Origin of the sequence: Burkholderia sp. WAC0059, assembly GCF_002870125.1 — a bacterium.
GTDB lineage: Bacteria > Pseudomonadota > Gammaproteobacteria > Burkholderiales > Burkholderiaceae > Paraburkholderia.
Map to the genome: position 1 here is coordinate 39,912 of NZ_PNEO01000002.1, position 16,185 is coordinate 56,096.

The 16,185-nt window shown below is 68.4% G+C and carries 16 protein-coding genes; 13 read left to right on the forward strand and 3 right to left on the reverse strand.

Features of this window, described 5'->3' with window-relative positions:
* The first annotated feature begins 558 nt into the window (after positions 1 to 558).
* Entirely contained in the window at positions 559 to 1,503 is a 945-nt protein-coding gene (locus CY652_RS02170) for a 2-hydroxyacid dehydrogenase (protein ID WP_102129059.1), read from the forward strand.
* Positions 1,504 to 1,585: 82 nt separating this feature from the next.
* Positions 1,586 to 2,083, forward strand: coding sequence for an OsmC family protein (locus CY652_RS02175; protein WP_102129060.1), 498 nt, complete (start codon positions 1,586 to 1,588; stop codon positions 2,081 to 2,083).
* 20 nt (positions 2,084 to 2,103) lie between these two features.
* On the opposite strand, the gene CY652_RS02180 is transcribed toward CY652_RS02175, so the two are convergent.
* A complete protein-coding gene (locus tag CY652_RS02180; protein ID WP_102129325.1) occupies positions 2,104 to 3,492 on the reverse strand; it encodes an aminotransferase-like domain-containing protein in 1,389 nt (462 codons plus the stop codon).
* A 391-nt stretch (positions 3,493 to 3,883) separates the two neighbouring features.
* Here CY652_RS02180 and CY652_RS02185 point away from each other — a divergent pair, with 391 nt between their 5' ends.
* From CY652_RS02185 to scpA, 9 genes are all read left to right on the forward strand, one after another.
* On the forward strand, positions 3,884 to 4,366 hold the full coding sequence (locus CY652_RS02185) for an MSMEG_0572/Sll0783 family nitrogen starvation response protein (protein WP_102129326.1): 483 nt from the start codon (positions 3,884 to 3,886) through the stop codon (positions 4,364 to 4,366).
* A gap of 22 nt (positions 4,367 to 4,388) precedes the next feature.
* Positions 4,389 to 5,423 (forward strand): Nit6803 family nitrilase, encoded by a 1,035-nt coding sequence (locus tag CY652_RS02190; protein ID WP_102129061.1) that lies wholly within the window; start codon positions 4,389 to 4,391, stop codon positions 5,421 to 5,423.
* Positions 5,416 to 6,486, forward strand: coding sequence for an MSMEG_0568 family radical SAM protein (locus CY652_RS02195; protein WP_102129327.1), 1,071 nt, complete (start codon positions 5,416 to 5,418; stop codon positions 6,484 to 6,486). Before CY652_RS02190 ends, CY652_RS02195 begins: the two co-directional genes overlap by 8 nt.
* A gap of 2 nt (positions 6,487 to 6,488) precedes the next feature.
* The gene (locus CY652_RS02200; RefSeq protein ID WP_102129328.1) at positions 6,489 to 7,061 is read left to right on the forward strand and encodes an MSMEG_0567/Sll0786 family nitrogen starvation N-acetyltransferase; all 573 of its coding nucleotides are present in this window, start codon (positions 6,489 to 6,491) and stop codon (positions 7,059 to 7,061) included.
* A complete protein-coding gene (locus tag CY652_RS02205) occupies positions 7,058 to 8,044 on the forward strand; it encodes a sll0787 family AIR synthase-like protein (protein WP_102129062.1) in 987 nt (328 codons plus the stop codon). Before CY652_RS02200 ends, CY652_RS02205 begins: the two co-directional genes overlap by 4 nt.
* Before the next feature lie 50 nt (positions 8,045 to 8,094).
* Positions 8,095 to 8,379 (forward strand): MSMEG_0570 family nitrogen starvation response protein, encoded by a 285-nt coding sequence (locus tag CY652_RS02210; RefSeq protein ID WP_102129063.1) that lies wholly within the window; start codon positions 8,095 to 8,097, stop codon positions 8,377 to 8,379.
* Positions 8,380 to 8,441: 62 nt separating this feature from the next.
* Complete coding sequence (locus CY652_RS02215; protein ID WP_102129064.1) at positions 8,442 to 9,740, forward strand: MSMEG_0569 family flavin-dependent oxidoreductase; 1,299 nt, start codon at positions 8,442 to 8,444, stop codon at positions 9,738 to 9,740.
* Positions 9,733 to 10,599 (forward strand): Pnap_2097 family protein, encoded by an 867-nt coding sequence (locus tag CY652_RS02220; RefSeq protein ID WP_102129329.1) that lies wholly within the window; start codon positions 9,733 to 9,735, stop codon positions 10,597 to 10,599. The genes CY652_RS02215 and CY652_RS02220 overlap by 8 nt, the downstream gene beginning before the upstream one ends.
* A gap of 50 nt (positions 10,600 to 10,649) precedes the next feature.
* Positions 10,650 to 12,788, forward strand: coding sequence for a methylmalonyl-CoA mutase (gene scpA, locus CY652_RS02225; protein ID WP_102129330.1), 2,139 nt, complete (start codon positions 10,650 to 10,652; stop codon positions 12,786 to 12,788).
* 53 nt (positions 12,789 to 12,841) lie between these two features.
* Here scpA and CY652_RS02230 read toward each other — a convergent pair whose 3' ends face one another.
* Entirely contained in the window at positions 12,842 to 13,627 is a 786-nt protein-coding gene (locus tag CY652_RS02230; RefSeq protein WP_102129065.1) for an aldolase, read from the reverse strand.
* A 447-nt stretch (positions 13,628 to 14,074) separates the two neighbouring features.
* Positions 14,075 to 14,935 carry a hypothetical protein gene (locus tag CY652_RS02235; RefSeq protein ID WP_102129066.1) on the reverse strand — a complete coding sequence of 287 codons (861 nt, stop codon included), beginning with the start codon at positions 14,933 to 14,935 and terminating at the stop codon, positions 14,075 to 14,077.
* Positions 14,936 to 15,439: 504 nt separating this feature from the next.
* Between CY652_RS02235 and CY652_RS02240 the strand changes: the two genes are divergently transcribed.
* Together CY652_RS02240 and CY652_RS02245 are read left to right on the forward strand one after the other, a co-directional pair.
* Positions 15,440 to 15,793, forward strand: coding sequence for a type II toxin-antitoxin system RelE/ParE family toxin (locus CY652_RS02240; RefSeq protein ID WP_219723701.1), 354 nt, complete (start codon positions 15,440 to 15,442; stop codon positions 15,791 to 15,793).
* Positions 15,790 to 16,071 carry a helix-turn-helix domain-containing protein gene (locus tag CY652_RS02245; protein WP_102129068.1) on the forward strand — a complete coding sequence of 94 codons (282 nt, stop codon included), beginning with the start codon at positions 15,790 to 15,792 and terminating at the stop codon, positions 16,069 to 16,071. Before CY652_RS02240 ends, CY652_RS02245 begins: the two co-directional genes overlap by 4 nt.
* The last annotated feature ends 114 nt before the right edge of the window (positions 16,072 to 16,185 follow it).

Genomic DNA, 16,185 nt, shown 5'->3' on the forward strand with positions numbered 1-16,185 from the left:
TTTGTGTGAATTGACTTTGAAGAATTCGATGAATCGGGAGTCCTAGACGATAGATCGATGCGGCGCGCCGTTTCGCACGGGTCCGGATGGAATCGGTTCTACTCCGGCACGACCGGCCGCTCCGATCCGGCCCCGAGACGATTCCATCACGTAGAACCATCGGCACGCGAAGAGATAAAGAGCCGCGTATGAGTCGCCGATTCCGTTCCGCTTGCGCCGTGCTCCGATGTAACCCTCCCGCGCGACACACGCACGCGGTCGCTCCACGAAGCGCTCGCGCAGATCCGCGCGAACGACGTCCTGTTTCTCCTCGAATGGCAGCGCTACCGCGCGAGGACGTCCGACCTCGCGCGATGCGGCTTCGTGGCGTCACGGCGATGACGCCGCCCTGCCGACCCGGCAGCGCAGGGCGTTTGGTGATAGATTTCACGCCTGATTTCCCGTAACGGGCAAGGGCAGAGTCGCGCCTGACGTTCGTCCCGTTGCCGACGTTTTCCTGTCGTCCGGCCAGTCGGGCGGACGTTTTCCGTTCACCGTCTCATGGAGCACGCTGGTCCCATGAATGCCGCCGCCAAACCCGTCCTGCTGGTCCTCATTCCTTTCAACGATGAAAACCGCACGTTGCTGGGCTCCCATTTCGAGCTCTGCTATGCGCCCGACGCCGCGCAGCGCGAGCAGACGATCGCCTCGCGCGGCGAGTCGGTGCGCGTCGTGCTGACCAACGGCACGATCGGCATTTCGGCCGCCGATCTCGACCGGCTGCCGAACGTCGAACTCGTCAGCGCGCTCGGCGTCGGCTACGAGAACATCGATGTCGAGCACGCGCGTTCGCGCGGCATCGCGCTTTCCAACGGCGCGGGCATGAACGACGACTGCGTGGCCGATCATGCGTTCGCGCTGCTGCTCGCCGCCGTGCGGGCCGTGCCGCAGTTCGATGCGGCCTGCCGCAAGGGCGTCTGGCGCGACGCGCTGCCGATGCGGCCCATCGTGTCGGGGCGCAGGCTCGGCGTCGTCGGCTTCGGCGGCATCGGCCAGAAGGTGGCGCGGCGCGCGGCCGGCTTCGGCATGGAGATCGGCTATCACAACCGCAAGCCGCGCGAAGGGGTGGAGAGCCGCTACTTCGACTCCGTGCCCGCGCTCGCCGCGTGGAGCGATTTTCTCGTAGTCTCGACGCCGGGCGGCGCCGGAACGCGTCATCTGATCAACCGCGAGGTGATCGATGCGCTCGGTCCGCAGGGCTTTCTCGTCAACGTGTCGCGCGGCAGCGTGGTCGATACGGCGGCGCTGGCGGCCGCGCTTGCCGAGGGCCGGCTCGGCGGCGCGGGGCTCGACGTCTACGAGAGCGAGCCGCAGCCGCCGCAGGCGCTGCTGCCGCTCGAGAACGTCGTGCTGACGCCGCATACGGCCGGCACGTCGCCGGAGTCGGTCTCGGCGACGGTGCGCAATTTCATCGAGAACGCGAGCCGGCATTTCGCCGGCGAGACGCTGTTGACGCCGATCTGATCGCGGCTTTCGATGTCGTCGCGCGGGGCGGGCTCACCCGCTCCCGCGCCGATTCCCCTTCCTGCGACGCGACCGCGATCCGATGAACACCCATACCGCCCTCGTCGAATGGCTCAACGACGGCAAGAGCCGCTTCACCGACAACCGCTACAGCCGCGCGCACCGCTGGCGCTTCGACGGCGGCGCCGTGGTCGGCGCGTCGAGTTCGCCGCACGTGGTGCGGGTGCCGTTGTCCGACCCGGCCGGCGTCGATCCCGAGGAGGCCTACGTGGCGGCGCTGTCGAGTTGCCACATGCTCTGGTTCCTGTCGATCGCCGCAGAGGACGGCTACGTCGTCGAGTCCTATCGCGACGAGGCGGCCGGCACGATGGCGAAGAACGGGGACGGCAACGAAGTGGTTGCGCGCGTGGCGCTGCGGCCGCAGGTGCGTTTCTCGGGCCCGAAAATGCCCGACGACGCGGCGTTCGACGATCTGCACCATCGCGCCCACGCGGCCTGTTTTCTCGCCAATTCGGTGAAGACCGTCATCGACGTCGAAGGGAATTGGACCCACGAGACAGGCCATCTGGCAGGTGAGTGACGCGCCGCCGGTGCAATCGTTCACATGACCGGCACGTGCAGATGATGCGGATGCTCGAGCGTCTCGGCCACGGCCCGCAGCGTTTCGCGGCAGTCTGAGCGGTCCTGCGGCCCGCCGAGGCAGATGCGGATCGCGTTGGGCGGGCTGCCGTCGGTCGAGAACGCGGCGCCGGCCACGGCGGCGATGCCCTGGTTGCGCAGTTGCAGGGCGAGCTCGGGCGCGCTCCAGCCGTCGTCCGGTACGGGCAGCCACAGGTGGAAGCCGTCCGGGTGCGCATCGTAGCGAAAGGCCGCTAGCATCTGCGCGGCAATGGCCTGGCGCGCGCTGGCTTCCGCGCGGATCGCGTCGAGCATGTCGTGCGCGGTGCCGTCGTTGATCCACTGCGTGGCCAGCAGCACCGTGAACGGGCTCGCCATCACCGTGGTCGCCCTGAGGCCGCCCGCGACGCGGCGCGCTTCGCGGGCCGTCGGTGCGCGCAGATACGCGATGCGCAATCCCGCCCCGAAACTCTTGGACAGACCCGTGACGTAGTAGGTCAGCTCCGGCGCGAGCGAGGCGAGCGTCGGCGGCGTTTCGCGCGGCAGCATGCCGTAGGCGTCGTCCTCGATGATCGGCACGCTGTAGCGTAGCGCCACGTCGGCCAGCGCCTCGCGCCGGCGTCCGGGCAGCGTGAGCGTCGACGGATTCTGGATCGTCGGATTGCAATAGAACGCGGCGGGTTTCTCGGTCTTGCAGAGCGCCTCGAATGCGTGGGGCAGCGGGCCTTCGTCGTCGCGCGGCAGGGCCTGGAGCCGCACGCCGAGCTGCGCCGCGATGGCCTTGATGCCGGGGTAGGCGAGCGTGTCGAGGCAGATGGCGGCACCGGCGCGCGCCAGTTGCGAGACGAGCGCGACGAGCGCGCTGTGGATGCCGGGGCAGACGAGCACCGTATCGTCCTCGCAGCCCGCGAAGCGCTGCCGCAGCCAGGACCGGCCCGCGGCCCGGTCCTCGGGCGTGCCGCCGAAGTCCTGATAGCGCAGCAACTGGTAGGGATCGGCATCGGCGAGCAGGCGGGAGGCCGACTCGCGCATGCGCGCCGCGAATTCGGCGGGCTCGGGCGGCATGTTCATCGACATCTCGATGCCGCTGCCGCCCGCGAGCGGCAGCGTCGGCGTCTTGCCGCGCACGAACGTGCCGCTGCCGGCGCGCGCGTCGAGCAGGCCGCGTTTTCTCGCTTCGGCGTAGGCGCGCGCGACGGTCGTGTAGTTCAGGGCGAGCAGACTCGCCAGATCGCGCAGACCGGGCAGGCGATCGCGCGGCCGCAGCCGGCCGCTCGCGAGGTCTTCCTCGATCAGGTCCGGAATGGTCAGGTAAGCCGGCTTGCGGCTTTCCGAAAGCCTTTTGATCCAGTGATGAAAGAGCGTATTCATGGCGTCGGCCGGTCGCATTAAAAGTCGAATAAACGATAGCACGCGTTTCAGGCGTGAAATAATAAAGATTGCGTAATATCGTTTTAATGATTGCATTGATCGCTTCAATGCACGGCTTCGGCGTGAGCTGCACCAACGATGCGCAAAAACGTCCTTGGGGCCGGACTGGAATGGTGCGCGAGCGCCGGCGTATCAAGGCTTTACGGCATGCCCGATAAGCCCGGAATAAAAAAATTTCGGTGCTCTTTTTCTCTGATCGTCTGAATGATCGAACGATGATTGCATTTTCCAGAACGGCAATTGGCATATCCGTTGCGTTATATCGGACGCCGGCCGGACGTCGTCCCGATATCCGCCGCGCATCAACCCGAATAACCGAATGGAGAGCGCCATGCCTGTCGTCGACAGACCGTTGCACAAGAAGGGAGACTACCTCGTCGATTACGAGGAGAAAGTGTTCGAGGACGTGAAGGCCGAACCCGGCGAGAAGGCGCTGGTCACGTTCCACACCGTCGCGTTCGAAGGGTCGATCGGCTTCGTCAATCTGTTGCAGGCCACGCGGCTACAGCGCAAGGGTTTCGAAACCTCGGTGCTGCTTTATGGGCCCGGCGTGACGCTCGGCTTGCAGCGCGGGTTCCCGACGCTCGGCGACGAGGCGTTTCCCGGCCATCTGAACTTCAACAAGCAGCTCACGAAGTTCATGGAGGAGGGCGGCAAGGTCTACGCTTGCCGCTTCGCGCTGCAGGCGCTTTACGGCCACGGCGAGGCCTCGCTGATCGAGGGCATCCGCCCGATCAGTCCGCTCGACGTGCTCGATCTGCAACTGCTGCATCGCAAGGCGAACGCGCTCGTCATCCACACCTGGACGGTCTGAGGCATCAGGCAGGTACACCACCATGTCCGACAAACGAATCGTCCGCGCCGCCGCCGTGCAGATCGCGCCGGACTTAGAGCGTGCCGACGGCACGCTCGAGAAGGTCTGCGAGGCTATCGACGGCGCCGCGCGCGAAGGCGTGCAACTGATCGTGTTTCCCGAAACGTTCGTGCCGTACTACCCGTACTTCTCGTTCGTGCGGCCGCCGGTGCTCTCGGGCAGCGATCACATGCGGCTCTACGAGCGCGCCGTGGTGGTGCCCGGCCCGGTCACGCAGGCCGTGGCCGAGCGTGCGCGCCTGCACCGCATGGTCGTCGTGCTCGGCGTGAACGAGCGCGATCACGGCAGCCTCTACAACACGCAGCTCGTCTTCGACGCCGACGGCCAACTGCTGCTGAAGCGCCGCAAGATCACGCCGACGTTCCACGAGCGGATGATCTGGGGGCAGGGCGACGCGGCGGGTCTCAAGGTCGCGCAGACGGCGGCGGGCCGCATCGGCGCGCTCGCCTGCTGGGAACACTACAACCCGCTCGCGCGCTACGCGCTGATGACGCAGCACGAAGAGATTCACTGCAGCCAGTTTCCGGGCTCGCTCGTCGGCCCGATCTTCGCCGACCAGATCGAGGTGACGATCCGTCATCACGCGCTCGAGTCGGGCTGCTTCGTCGTCAACGCGACGGGCTGGCTCACCGAGGCGCAGATCGCCTCGGTGACGGACGACCCGAAGCTGCAGAAGGCGCTGCACGGCGGCTGCAACACGGCGATCGTCTCGCCCGAGGGACAGCATCTGGCCGAGCCGCTGCGCGAGGGCGAGGGCATCGTGATCGCCGACCTCGACATGGCGCTCATCACCAAGCGCAAGCGGATGATGGACTCGGTCGGCCATTACGCGCGGCCCGAGCTGCTCAGTCTTGCGATCAACGACCGGCCGGCAGCGACGGTCGCGCCGATGGGCGAGTTTGCCGCCGCATCGGGCTTTCAATTCACCTCGAACGGGGGAGCGCGCGATGAACTCCAGCGACACGATGCCGGCCGCGAGCCGGCAGTTGATGACTGAACTGCAGTCGGCGGGCCTGCGTCTCGCCGACCCCGGCGCGGGCGCCGCGAGCCGGCGCGGCGGCGCGGGGCCGTCCGACCACAAGGCGGTGACGGTGGACGGCGTCACGATCATGGTGCCGGTGCACACGAACACGGCCTGGCACTCGCCGTTCACGGCGTCGGCGCCCGACGCGAACGGCACGAGCGCGCTCATGCGCGGCTCGATTCCGGTCGCGAACATCCGTTTTCCGAAGGCACCGCGCTTCTACGCGATGCAGACGCTCGACGGCGTGCCGTATTCGCACATCGCGACGCTGCACAGCGCCGACGTGCTCGCGACGACGGTGCTGCAAACCTGCATCCGCTACGAGAGTCGCCGCAAGGCTTGCAAGTTCTGCGCGATCGGCCAGTCGCTCGCGGCGGGCCGCACGATCGCGCGCAAGACGCCCGAGCAACTGGCCGAAGTCGCGCGCGCGGCGGTGCTGCTCGACGGCGTGAAGCACATGGTGCTGACGACGGGCACGCCGGCGACGCCCGATCGCGGCGCGCAGATCCTTTGCGACAGCGCGTTCGCCATCCGCGCAGCGGTCGATCTGCCCATTCAGGCGCAGTGCGAGCCGCCCGACGACGACCGCTGGTTCGCGCGGATGAAGGCGAGCGGCATCGACACGCTCGGCATGCACCTGGAAGTCGTCACGCCGGCGCTGCGCGAACAGATCATGCCCGGCAAGGCCACGGTCCCGGTCTCGCGCTACATGGCGGCGTTCGAGGCGGCCGTCGCCGTGTTCGGGCGCGGCCAGGTCAGCACCTACATCCTCGCGGGCCTCGGCGATACGGCCGACGCGATTCTTGCCACCTCGCGCGAGTTGATCGCGCTCGGCGTCTATCCGTTCGTCGTGCCGTTCGTGCCGATCAGCGGTACGCCGCTCGAAGACCATCCGGCACCCGCGCCCGAGTTCATGAAGTCGGTGCTGCAGCCGCTCGGCGCGATGCTTTCGGCGGCCGGCCTGCGCTCGGCCGACATCAAGGCCGGCTGCGGCAAGTGCGGGGCCTGCTCGTCGCTCGCGTCCTACGAGGTATGACGATGTTCTGCCCGACCTTTTGCGAGCTGACCGAACACGACGCGCTGCCGCTCGACTACACGCCGACCGAGTATCGCGTCAAATGGACCACGCTGCCCTGGGAGGCCGGGGAGGCCTTCCGTCTGCGCCGGGCCGTATTTTGCATCGAGCAGGGCATTTTCGTCGGCGACGATCGCGACGACGTCGACGCGCGCGCGCAGCAGCTCGTCGCGCTGAGCTGCGTGGCCGGCATGCCGGACCAGGTCGTGGGCACGGTGCGGATTCACGAGGAGGCGCCGGGCGTCTGGTGGGGCTCGCGCCTTGCCGTGCACGCGGCCTGGCGCCGGCACGGCCGCATCGGCGCGACGCTGATCCGGCTCGCGGTCGGCAGCGCGCACGCGCTCGGCTGCAAGCAGTTCTTCGCGCACGTGCAGAGCCAGAACGTGCCGCTCTTTCGCCGCCTGCACTGGGACGTGCTGGCCGAGGAGCTGCTGTGCGGCCGGCCGCACCATCGGATGCAGGCGCAGCTCGCCCACTATCCGCCCTGCACGACGCCGCAGAGCGGCTTCGTCACGCAGGCGAGGAGCGAGCGATGACGCTCGCCGAACTCGTGGCCGACCTGCGCGAGAGCCGCGGATTTCGCCACAAGAACGACATCGCCGGCGTGGTCGAGTCGCTCGCTCGCGGCCTGCCCAACGGCGCGCGCGACATGGGCCAGGCCGTCGCCCTCGGCGACGACTGCGCGGCGATTCCCGACGGCGACGGCTATCTGCTGTTCGCGATCGAGGGGATGGTCGGCGATTTCGTCCGGGCGATGCCGTGGTTCGCGGGCTACAGCAGCGTGATGGTCAACGTGAGCGACATCTGCGCGATGGGCGGGCGGCCCGTCGCGGTCGTCGACGCGCTGTGGAGCGACGGCATCGCCGGCGCGACCGAGGTGCTCGCCGGCATGGCGGCCGCTTCGTCGGCCTACGGCGTGCCCATCGTCGGCGGGCATACGAACACGCGCAGCGACGGCGCGCAACTCGCGGTCGCGATCGTCGGCCGCGCGCGCCGTCTGCTGTCGAGTTTCGACGCGCGGCCCGGCGACCGCCTGATGATGGCCGTCGATCTGCGCGGCGCGTTCGAGGAGCCCTACCCGTTCTGGAACGCCTCCGTCGGCGCGAGCCCCGAGCGTCTGCGCGGCGATATCGGGCTGTTGCCGCTCGTCGCCGAAAGCGGGCTCTGCGACGCGGCCAAGGACATCAGCATGGCCGGCACGCTCGGCACGGCGCTGATGCTGCTCGAATGCTCGAACGCGGGCGCGCGGATCGATCTCGAGCGCGTTCCGTCGCCGCCGGGCGTCGCATTGGCGCGCTGGCTCAGCGCGTTTCCGAGCTTCGGCTATCTGCTCTCGGTGCGCGAGTCGTGCGTCGACCGGGTGAAGGCGCTGTTCGAGGCGCGCGAGATCGCCTGCGAGACGATCGGCGTCGTCGATGCGTCGCGCGAGGTCGTCGTGCAGCGCGGCGACGAGCGCGCGCTGCTCTGGGATTTTTCCCGCGAGGCCTTCATCGGCGCGTCACCTGGGGCGTCACGATGAAGCGCGCTCCGTTCATGTCCGATACAACTGCAGGTCGATAGGGGAGCGTCATGCCTGTCACGCATTTCCGGGTCCGCTGGCCCGACGGCGAGGAAGCCGACTGCTATTCGCCGTCGAGCGTCGTCACCGGTTTCTTCACGCCGGGCGAGGCCTACGCGCTCGCCGATTTCGTCGCCCGCTCGCGCGAGGCGCTGGGGCTCGCGTCCGAACGCGTGCGGGCGAAGTACGGCTATGCCTGCTCGGCCGCCATGGACCAGCTCGCGCAGATCGAGGACCGCGCCGGCCGCTTCGGGGACGTGCCCGAAGCGGCGGTCACGGTGATCGGTTTTCGCTGATCCGCGTCCGGCGTCCGGGACGATGCCGGCGCCTGGCGAAAATTCATTTCGAAGGACGAATCATGTCGGAAAAGTCGTTTGAACCCGCCCAACCCGAAAGCAGGCCGCACTACAGCGTGATCGTGGTCGGCGGCGGACAGGCCGGCCTGTCGGTCAGCTATTACCTGAAGGAGGCGGGCGTCGATCATCTGGTGCTAGAAAAGCACACAGTTACCCATACGTGGCGCACGCAGCGCTGGGACGCGTTTTGTCTCGTCACGCCGAACTGGCAGTGCGCGTTGCCGGGCTATCCCTATCGCGGCGACGATCCGCACGGCTTCATGAAGAAGGACGAGATCGTCGACTATCTCGACGGTTTCGTCGCCATGGTCGACGCGCCGGTGCTCGAGCACACGACGGTCACGCGCGTGAAGCGCGGCGAGGACGGCGCGTACGCGGTCTCGACGACGAACGGCGAGTTCACGGCCGACCAGGTCGTCGTCGCGGCGGGCGGCTATCACACGCCGATCGTGCCGCGCATGGCCGAGCGGCTGCCGCCGTCGATCGTGCAATTGCAATCGTCCGACTATCGCCGGCCCGACGCCTTGCCCGAGGGCGCCGTGCTCGTCGTCGGCTCGGGGCAGTCGGGCGCGCAGATTGCCGAGGACCTGCATCTGACGGGACGCAAGGTGTTCCTCGCGGTCGGCGAGGCGCCGCGCTGCGCGCGCTTCTATCGCGGCCGCGACGTCGTGGACTGGCTCGCGGACATGCGTTACTACGAGATGCCGGTCGAGCAGCATCCTTTGCGCGAAGGCGTGCGCGACAACACGAACCACTACGTGACGGGCCGCGACGGCGGTCGCGACATCGACCTGCGGCGCTTCGCGCTCGAAGGCATGGCGCTCTACGGCCGGCTCGAGGACGTGCGCGACGGGCAACTGCGTTTCGCGCCCAACCTCGGCGCGAATCTGGATTCGGCCGACGATACCTACAACCGCATCAACGCCGGCATCGACGGCTACATTTCGAAGAACGGCCTGGATGCGCCGCCGGCCAGCGTCTACACGCCGGTGTGGCGGCCGTCCGCCGAGCGCACGACGCTGGATCTTGCCGGAAGCGGCATCGGCTCGGTGATCTGGTGTATCGGCTTCACGCCGGACTTTAGCTGGCTCGATGCGCCCGTGTTCAACGGCCGGGGTTATCCTGCGCACGCGCGCGGCATCACGCCGGTGGCGGGGCTTTATTTCGTCGGCCTGCCGTGGCTGCATACGTGGGGTTCGGGGCGCTTTTCGGGCGTCGCGCGCGACGCCGCCTGGATCGTGCAGGCGATCCGCGACGCGCAACGTCCGGGCGTCCCGGCGCATGCGGCCGAACATGCCTGAGACGACGCCTGCCGTGCTGCATCGCGCGCAGCATTGCTATCGGGCCGGCATGCCGCATCTGGCGCGTACGGGGCTTTCGGAAAACTGGCTGCTCAGGGAGTGCGGACACCGCCATTGGGAGGCGCTTGCCGCGGCCACGGGGCGGGCCGTGCCGGAGTTCGTCGACGACGATGGCTGCCGCGCCTACGCGGCATTCACCGCGGTGCGGGTGAGCGATGCGAAGCTCGACGCGCTGCGCGAGCACGACGCGTTCGAGATCGAGACCGCGTTGTCCCGCAGCGGTCCGGCCCGGCATTTCAGCACGCATCGCCTGCATTGCCGCGGCGAGGTGCGGGCGAACGTGGCGATGTCGTCCGCGTTCGTGCGCCGGCGCGAGGCCGGCAACAATCAGTCGGTCGTGCGCGCGCGTTTCGCGGCGCTCGAGGTGCCGGGGCCGGCCATGCCGACGATCGCGCCCGCCGCCGCCGAACTCGCGCGGCTCGGCAAGCAGTTTCGCGCGGGACAGTGGAGCGACGAACTGGATATCGCCCGTCCCGACCGGGTGAGCGGTGCCGCCGTGAATTTTCTGCCTTGTCCGAACAACGATTTCAACGGCGCGGAGTTTCTCTACTTCGCGAGCTTCCAGGCCTTCGTCGATCGGGCCGAATGGCAGCGGCACCGCTTCGACGCGCCGCCTTCGGTCGTGCGGCGCGACCTGTTCTTTCACGGCAATCTGAACGTCGGCGACACGCTCGCGGTGAGGCCCGTCGCCCAGCGCGCGGACCGCGAGGGGCTCGCGCACTGGTGCGAAGTGCGCCGCGGCAGCGACGGTGAAAAGATCGCCGACGTGGTGACGCTCAAGCAATGGAGACCGCGATGAGCGACGAACGCGACGGCGCGAGCGCGGGGCCTGCGGGCAGGACTGGCGCAATGGACGACGCGGGGCCAGCCCGCCGTCCGCTCGAGCGCGCCGTGCCCCTCAAGCCGCTCTACACGGCCGCCGATCTCGCGGGCCTCGCCGGTTCGGCGCAGCTCGACGGCCTGCCCGGCGAAGCGCCGTTCGTGCGCGGGCCCTATCCGTCGATGTACACGCAGCGGCCATGGACGATCCGGCAATACGCGGGTTATGCCGACGCGGCCGATTCGAATCTGGCGTTTCGCGAAGCGCTCGCGGCCGGCGCGCAAGGGTTGTCCGTCGCGTTCGATCTGCCGACGCACCGCGGCTACGACTCCGACCATCCGCGCGCGCTGGCCGACGTCGGCATGGCCGGCGTCGCCATCGACAGCGTCGAGGACATGGCGCGGCTTTGCGAGGGCATCGCGCTCGATCGCGTGTCGGTGTCGATGACGATGAGCGGCGCCGTGCTGCCCGTGCTGGCTGCCTTCATCGTCGCGGCGGAGGAAAGCGGCGTGCCGGCCGGCGCGCTGGGCGGCACGATCCAGAACGACATTCTCAAGGAGTACATGGTCCGCAACACGTGGATCTTCGCGCCGCAGCCGTCGCTGCGGATCGCGGGCGACGTGGTCGAATATCTGGCCGCGCGCGTTCCGCGCTTTAACGCGATGTCGGTGTCGGGCTATCACTTGCAGGAGGCCGGCGCCGACGCGGTGCTCGAACTCGCGCTGACGCTTGCGAACGCGCGCGCCTACGTGCGCGAATTGCTGGCGCGCGGGATGAGTGCCGATGCGTGCTGCGCGCGGCTGTCGTTTTTCTTCGGCGTCGGCCGCGATTTCTACGTCGAGGTCGCCAAGTTGCGCGCGGCGCGTCTGCTCTGGGCCGGGATCGCGCGCGAGCTCGGCGCGACGACGCCGAAGGCGACCGCGCTGCGCATGCACTGCCAGACTTCGGGCCTGACGCTGGCCGCGCAGCAGCCGCGGAACAACATCGTTCGCACGACCGTGGAGGCGATGGCCGCCGTGTTCGGCGGCACGCAGTCGCTGCACACGAACGCCTGGGACGAGGCGATTGCGTTGCCCGGCGCCGACGCGGCACGGCTCGCGCGCGACACGCAACTGATCCTCCAGCACGAAACCGGTTTGTGCGACACGATCGACCCATGGGCGGGCTCGTACATGATGGAGTCGTTGACGGCGGATCTGGCCGCGCGCGTGCGCGAACGGCTCGAACGCATCGAGGCGCTGGGCGGCGTGCTGGCGGTACTGAACTCGGGTGCCGTGCACGAGTGGATTCATGAGGCGGCGCTTGCCGCCGGGGCGCGTATCGACGACGGCCGGCAGGCGATCGTCGGCATGAACTGTTTTCGCGGCGCGGCGGACGGCGACGAGCCCGTGGCGTGCCGCGAGATCGACGGCCGGCACGTGCGCGCCCGGCAACTGCGGCGGCTGGCCGAACTGAAGGCGCGGCGCGACGGCGCGAAGGTCGAGGCGGCACTCGCCGCGCTGACCGCGGCGGCGGCGAGCGGCGAGGGCAATCTGCTTGCGCTGACGATCGAATGCGTGCGCGTCCGGGCGACGCTCGGCGAATGCACGCGCGCGCTCGAAGCCGTGTGGCCGCGCGACGAGGCCGCCGCGCGGCGGGCGACGCGGTTTCGCGAGGGCGTCTACGGGCGCGAGCGCGAGGGCAGCGAGGCTTGGCGGCACGCGCGCGAACGCGTGGCCGGGCTTTGCGCCCGGCTGGGGCGCGCGCCGCGCGTGCTGATCGCGAAGCTCGGGCAGGACGGCCACGACCGGGGCGCCAGGACCATCGCGGCGGCGCTGGCCGATGCCGGTTTCGAGGTCGAGCTCGGGCCGCTCTTCAGCGCGCCGGCCGAGGCGGTCGAGGCAGCGCATCGTCTGGGTGCCGACGTGATCGGCATCTCGTCGATGGCCGGAGCGCATCTCGATCTGGCCGGCGAGGTGCTGCGTCTGCTGGACGATCGCGACGACGCGCCCGCCGTCGTGGTGGGCGGCATCGTGCCCGCGGCCCATGCCCGTGCGTTGAAGCGCGACGGCGTGCTCGACGTGTTCGGGCCGGGTACGCCGGTCGAGACGATCGCGGTTCGTCTTTCCGACGCGCTGGAGACGCGGATCGCGGCACGCGCCATGCCGGCGGCCGGGCTGGCGACCTGATCTGATTGAGCGGTAAAGCGGCGACCGTTCCGTCGGGCGTTATCGGTCAGGCGTCATCGGTCGAACGCGACGCCGAGCGCGTGTAGCTGCCGCATGCCGCTGTCGAGATGGGCACGGGCGCTCTCCTTGTCGCCGGCGCGCATCTGCTCGTAGGTGCGTTGCGCGACGTCGTGCGGCACGGGCGCGAGCGGCCGGTTGCTGGCCATCGCCTTGAGCTGCACCTCGGCTACGCGCTCGAGGTAATAAAGGTCGTCCCACGCCTCGGCGATACTCGCGCCCGCCACCATGACGCCGTGATGCTTGAGGAACAGGATGTCGGCATTGCCGAGCGCGTCGGCAATGCGGCTGCCTTCCGAATCGTCGAGCGCGAGGCCGTTGTAATGTGCGTCCACCGCGGTGCGACCGTAGAACTTCAGGGCCGTCTGACCGAGCCACAGCAGCGGCGGCCCCTCGATCAGGCAGAGCGCCGTCGCGTTCGGCATGTGGGTGTGGAAGGCCGCCTTCACGCGCGGCACCTGCCGGTGCAGCCGCGCGTGAATGTAGAACGCCGTCGCCTCGGGCTGACCCTCGCCTTCCACCACGTTGCCGTCGAAGTCGCAGATCAGCAGCCGCGACGCGGTGATCTCCGAAAACGCGTAGCCGTACGGGTTCACGAGAAAGAGGTCGTCGTGTCCGGGCACGGTCGCGGAGAAGTGATTGCAGACCCCTTCCTCGAAGCAGTGCCGGGCGGCGAGCTGAAAGCAGGCCGCGAGTTCGGCGCGGGCCTGCATGACGGCGTCGGAATCGAGCCGGACGTGTCGTGCCGGCGCGGGGCGGTCGGCCGGAAGCGTGTGAGCCATGATCTTCGTTCCTCGGGAGTGACTGGCTGGGCGAGGCGAACCGCGCTGGCATGGGGCGAGCGTCGGCAGCGTCGCATCGGAGCGTAAGTCGGGTAGCGGCGCACGCCCCGTTCCGCGATCGATCCGGACGCAGCGAAAGCCGTCGTCGCGCGCCGCCGCGTGGTCCAGATGCGGACTCGCGCAGAGGTGCGCGACGTCGTGGCGCGAAACCCCGAACTGCGCATGAGCATAGTCGAACAATTGTCGCGCGGGCCGGCCTGTTGCGCCGTGATGACGCGATCGGCGTGCCTGCCGGCTCGAGACGGCCGCATGACCGTGTGGCCGACCGCGGCGGTGCTCGTGGTCTGCCGGCGCTGTCGCTCACCGAGCCTGCGCTCGCGACCCCGGGCGGCGCGCTCGATGCGCCGGGACGCGCCCTCGTCGAGTCCCGGCCGAGGCGATCCGGGTTTAGCGCATCTCCGACGGCAGGTCGACGAAGAGACGGGCGACTTTGTCGAGCATCCTTTGTACCTCGTCGTCAGGTTTCGATTCCGCTTCTTCGCGCGCGCGTCGCAGGAGGTTTTTCGCCGAACCGTTGTCGACGTCCAGCAGTTTCATGACCTCGCCGCATGCGAGTACGGTATCGGCGTGACCACGCGCCACGGCAAGCGAGAGCATGGACCGGCCGGATTGCGCATCGACGGCTCCGAGAAAGGAGGTTGCCCGCTCGCCTTCGAAGTGCAGCCTCTTCGCGATGGCCCCCCACTCGCGCACGCTGCCGGCCTTGCCTGCGAGCACGGCAAGGGCAAGTCCGGGGCCGCTCGGGGTTTGAGCCTTGAGCAGCGAAACGGCCTGGTCGTTCGTGAGATGCCCCGATTGCTCCATGGACGTCAGCACCTTGCCGAACGCCTGTATCGCGTTCGTTTGACCGTGCTGCAAGGCGAAAGCGAAGGCAGACGAGTCGTCGTCCGGGGACGCCATGGCCTGGCGTATCAAAACGGCTTCGGGGCCCTTGATTCCGGGCGCCTGCATGATTGCGCCATCGGCTTCGACGGCTTGCCCGTCAGGCCCGGGCGGCGCGAGCGTCCGCGGCAACTGCGCGCTTTTCTCGGTCGCATCGAATTCCTCGACCTTCCGCAGGACTTGAGCAAGGATGGCCGCCTGATCCGCGGGCAGCGATTCGACGGCTCGCCTGAGCGCCGACAGCGATTTGTCGCGGGGAGGCGCGACTCCCATGGGTTCCGCGCCGCGCTTGCCTGATCGCTGGAGCGACTCGACCACTCCCCACAGTTTTTCGCAGAGCTGTGCGCTCGTGATGCCGACCGGCATGCCCGCGACGCCCCGGGTGGCGGGCCTGGACCCCGTGCTTTCGGGTGGCGGGGTGGCCGGCTTCGTGTACCGGGGCGTTTCGTTACCGCTACGGCGCGGCTGGCTGATTCTTTCGAAAACCGGGTGGGAGGGCTGGACGGAAGGCGAAGCGCGCGGTGCCGACGCAGGCGGATTCGCGGAGTCGTCGGCATGGCCGTGCGCCGGGGCGTTGTCTGCCGGCGTAGAGGGCTCGGGGCGGTCGATGCGTGGCATGCCGGGTCGCCGGACAATCAGTGAGTGTGGATGTGTCCCGATTCTCCGACGACCGGCGGCGCGCGGCGCATGCGAATGCGAAGCCGGTGATCGATCTGCGAATTGCCGTACGGCATGAATGGCGATGCCGATCGGTATTCCGGATGGCCGAGTGCCCCGGGCGGTCAAAAGTCCATAAAGTTTCGACTCCAGAACGAGGCGGGCGCCGCTCGCGGGATGGCACGAGGAATGACTTGTTTTTCATATAAAATTTTGTATAATGAGCCGGTGGGTGATCCTAGGCCGCTCGAATTTCGCGGTAACTCGCTCGAGGCGCTCAAGGCTTTTCCTGAGGCCGCGCGGCGTGAGGCGGGTTATCAGCTCGATCAGGTGCAGCACGGCCATGAGCCTGACGACTGGAAGCCGATGGGCACCGTGGGCCCGGGCGTGCGCGAAATTCGCATTCGCGAGGCGAGCGGGGCGTTTCGGGTCATCTACGTGGCAAAGTTCGCCGACGCCGTGTACGTCCTTCACTGCTTCCAGAAGAAGACGGGGAAGACGAGCGGGACGGACGTCGACCTGGCCGGGGCACGCTATCGCGAATTGGTAAAGGAGTTGGGGCAATGAGCAAGGAACGGTACGCCAGCGTATGGGACGCCATCGAAGAAACGTCGGTCGAAGCCGAGAACATGAAGCTTCGCGCGGAGTTGATGATGGCGCTCAGGCGTCACATTACGCAGGCCGAAATGAGTCAATCCGAGGCCGCGAAGCTTTTCGGCGTCACGCAGCCGCGCATTTCCGACCTCATGCGCGGCAAGATCAATCTGTTCGGTCTGGACACGCTGGTGACGATGGCGGCAGCCGCTGGCATGCACGTGGAAATGCGCGTTCTGGCTGCGGCCTGAATGTGGTCTGAACCCCGTGAACCCCGGTGCGTCATGGCGGCGCCGGCTTCACGACCGGCGTTTTGCCCGAGCGCCGGCCGATACGGCGACGCTCGATCCGGCCGCTTTCTCGCG

Coding starts and splice junctions, on each gene's coding strand:
- CY652_RS02170 (WP_102129059.1), top strand. CDS start 559: ATGAATGCCGCCGCCAAACCCGTCCTGCTGGTCCTCATTCCTTTCAAC.
- CY652_RS02175 (WP_102129060.1), top strand. CDS start 1,586: ATGAACACCCATACCGCCCTCGTCGAATGGCTCAACGACGGCAAGAGC.
- CY652_RS02180 (WP_102129325.1), bottom strand. CDS start 3,492: ATGAATACGCTCTTTCATCACTGGATCAAAAGGCTTTCGGAAAGCCGC.
- CY652_RS02185 (WP_102129326.1), top strand. CDS start 3,884: ATGCCTGTCGTCGACAGACCGTTGCACAAGAAGGGAGACTACCTCGTC.
- CY652_RS02190 (WP_102129061.1), top strand. CDS start 4,389: ATGTCCGACAAACGAATCGTCCGCGCCGCCGCCGTGCAGATCGCGCCG.
- CY652_RS02195 (WP_102129327.1), top strand. CDS start 5,416: ATGACTGAACTGCAGTCGGCGGGCCTGCGTCTCGCCGACCCCGGCGCG.
- CY652_RS02200 (WP_102129328.1), top strand. CDS start 6,489: ATGTTCTGCCCGACCTTTTGCGAGCTGACCGAACACGACGCGCTGCCG.
- CY652_RS02205 (WP_102129062.1), top strand. CDS start 7,058: ATGACGCTCGCCGAACTCGTGGCCGACCTGCGCGAGAGCCGCGGATTT.
- CY652_RS02210 (WP_102129063.1), top strand. CDS start 8,095: ATGCCTGTCACGCATTTCCGGGTCCGCTGGCCCGACGGCGAGGAAGCC.
- CY652_RS02215 (WP_102129064.1), top strand. CDS start 8,442: ATGTCGGAAAAGTCGTTTGAACCCGCCCAACCCGAAAGCAGGCCGCAC.
- CY652_RS02220 (WP_102129329.1), top strand. CDS start 9,733: ATGCCTGAGACGACGCCTGCCGTGCTGCATCGCGCGCAGCATTGCTAT.
- scpA (WP_102129330.1), top strand. CDS start 10,650: ATGGACGACGCGGGGCCAGCCCGCCGTCCGCTCGAGCGCGCCGTGCCC.
- CY652_RS02230 (WP_102129065.1), bottom strand. CDS start 13,627: ATGGCTCACACGCTTCCGGCCGACCGCCCCGCGCCGGCACGACACGTC.
- CY652_RS02235 (WP_102129066.1), bottom strand. CDS start 14,935: ATGCCGGTCGGCATCACGAGCGCACAGCTCTGCGAAAAACTGTGGGGA.
- CY652_RS02245 (WP_102129068.1), top strand. CDS start 15,790: ATGAGCAAGGAACGGTACGCCAGCGTATGGGACGCCATCGAAGAAACG.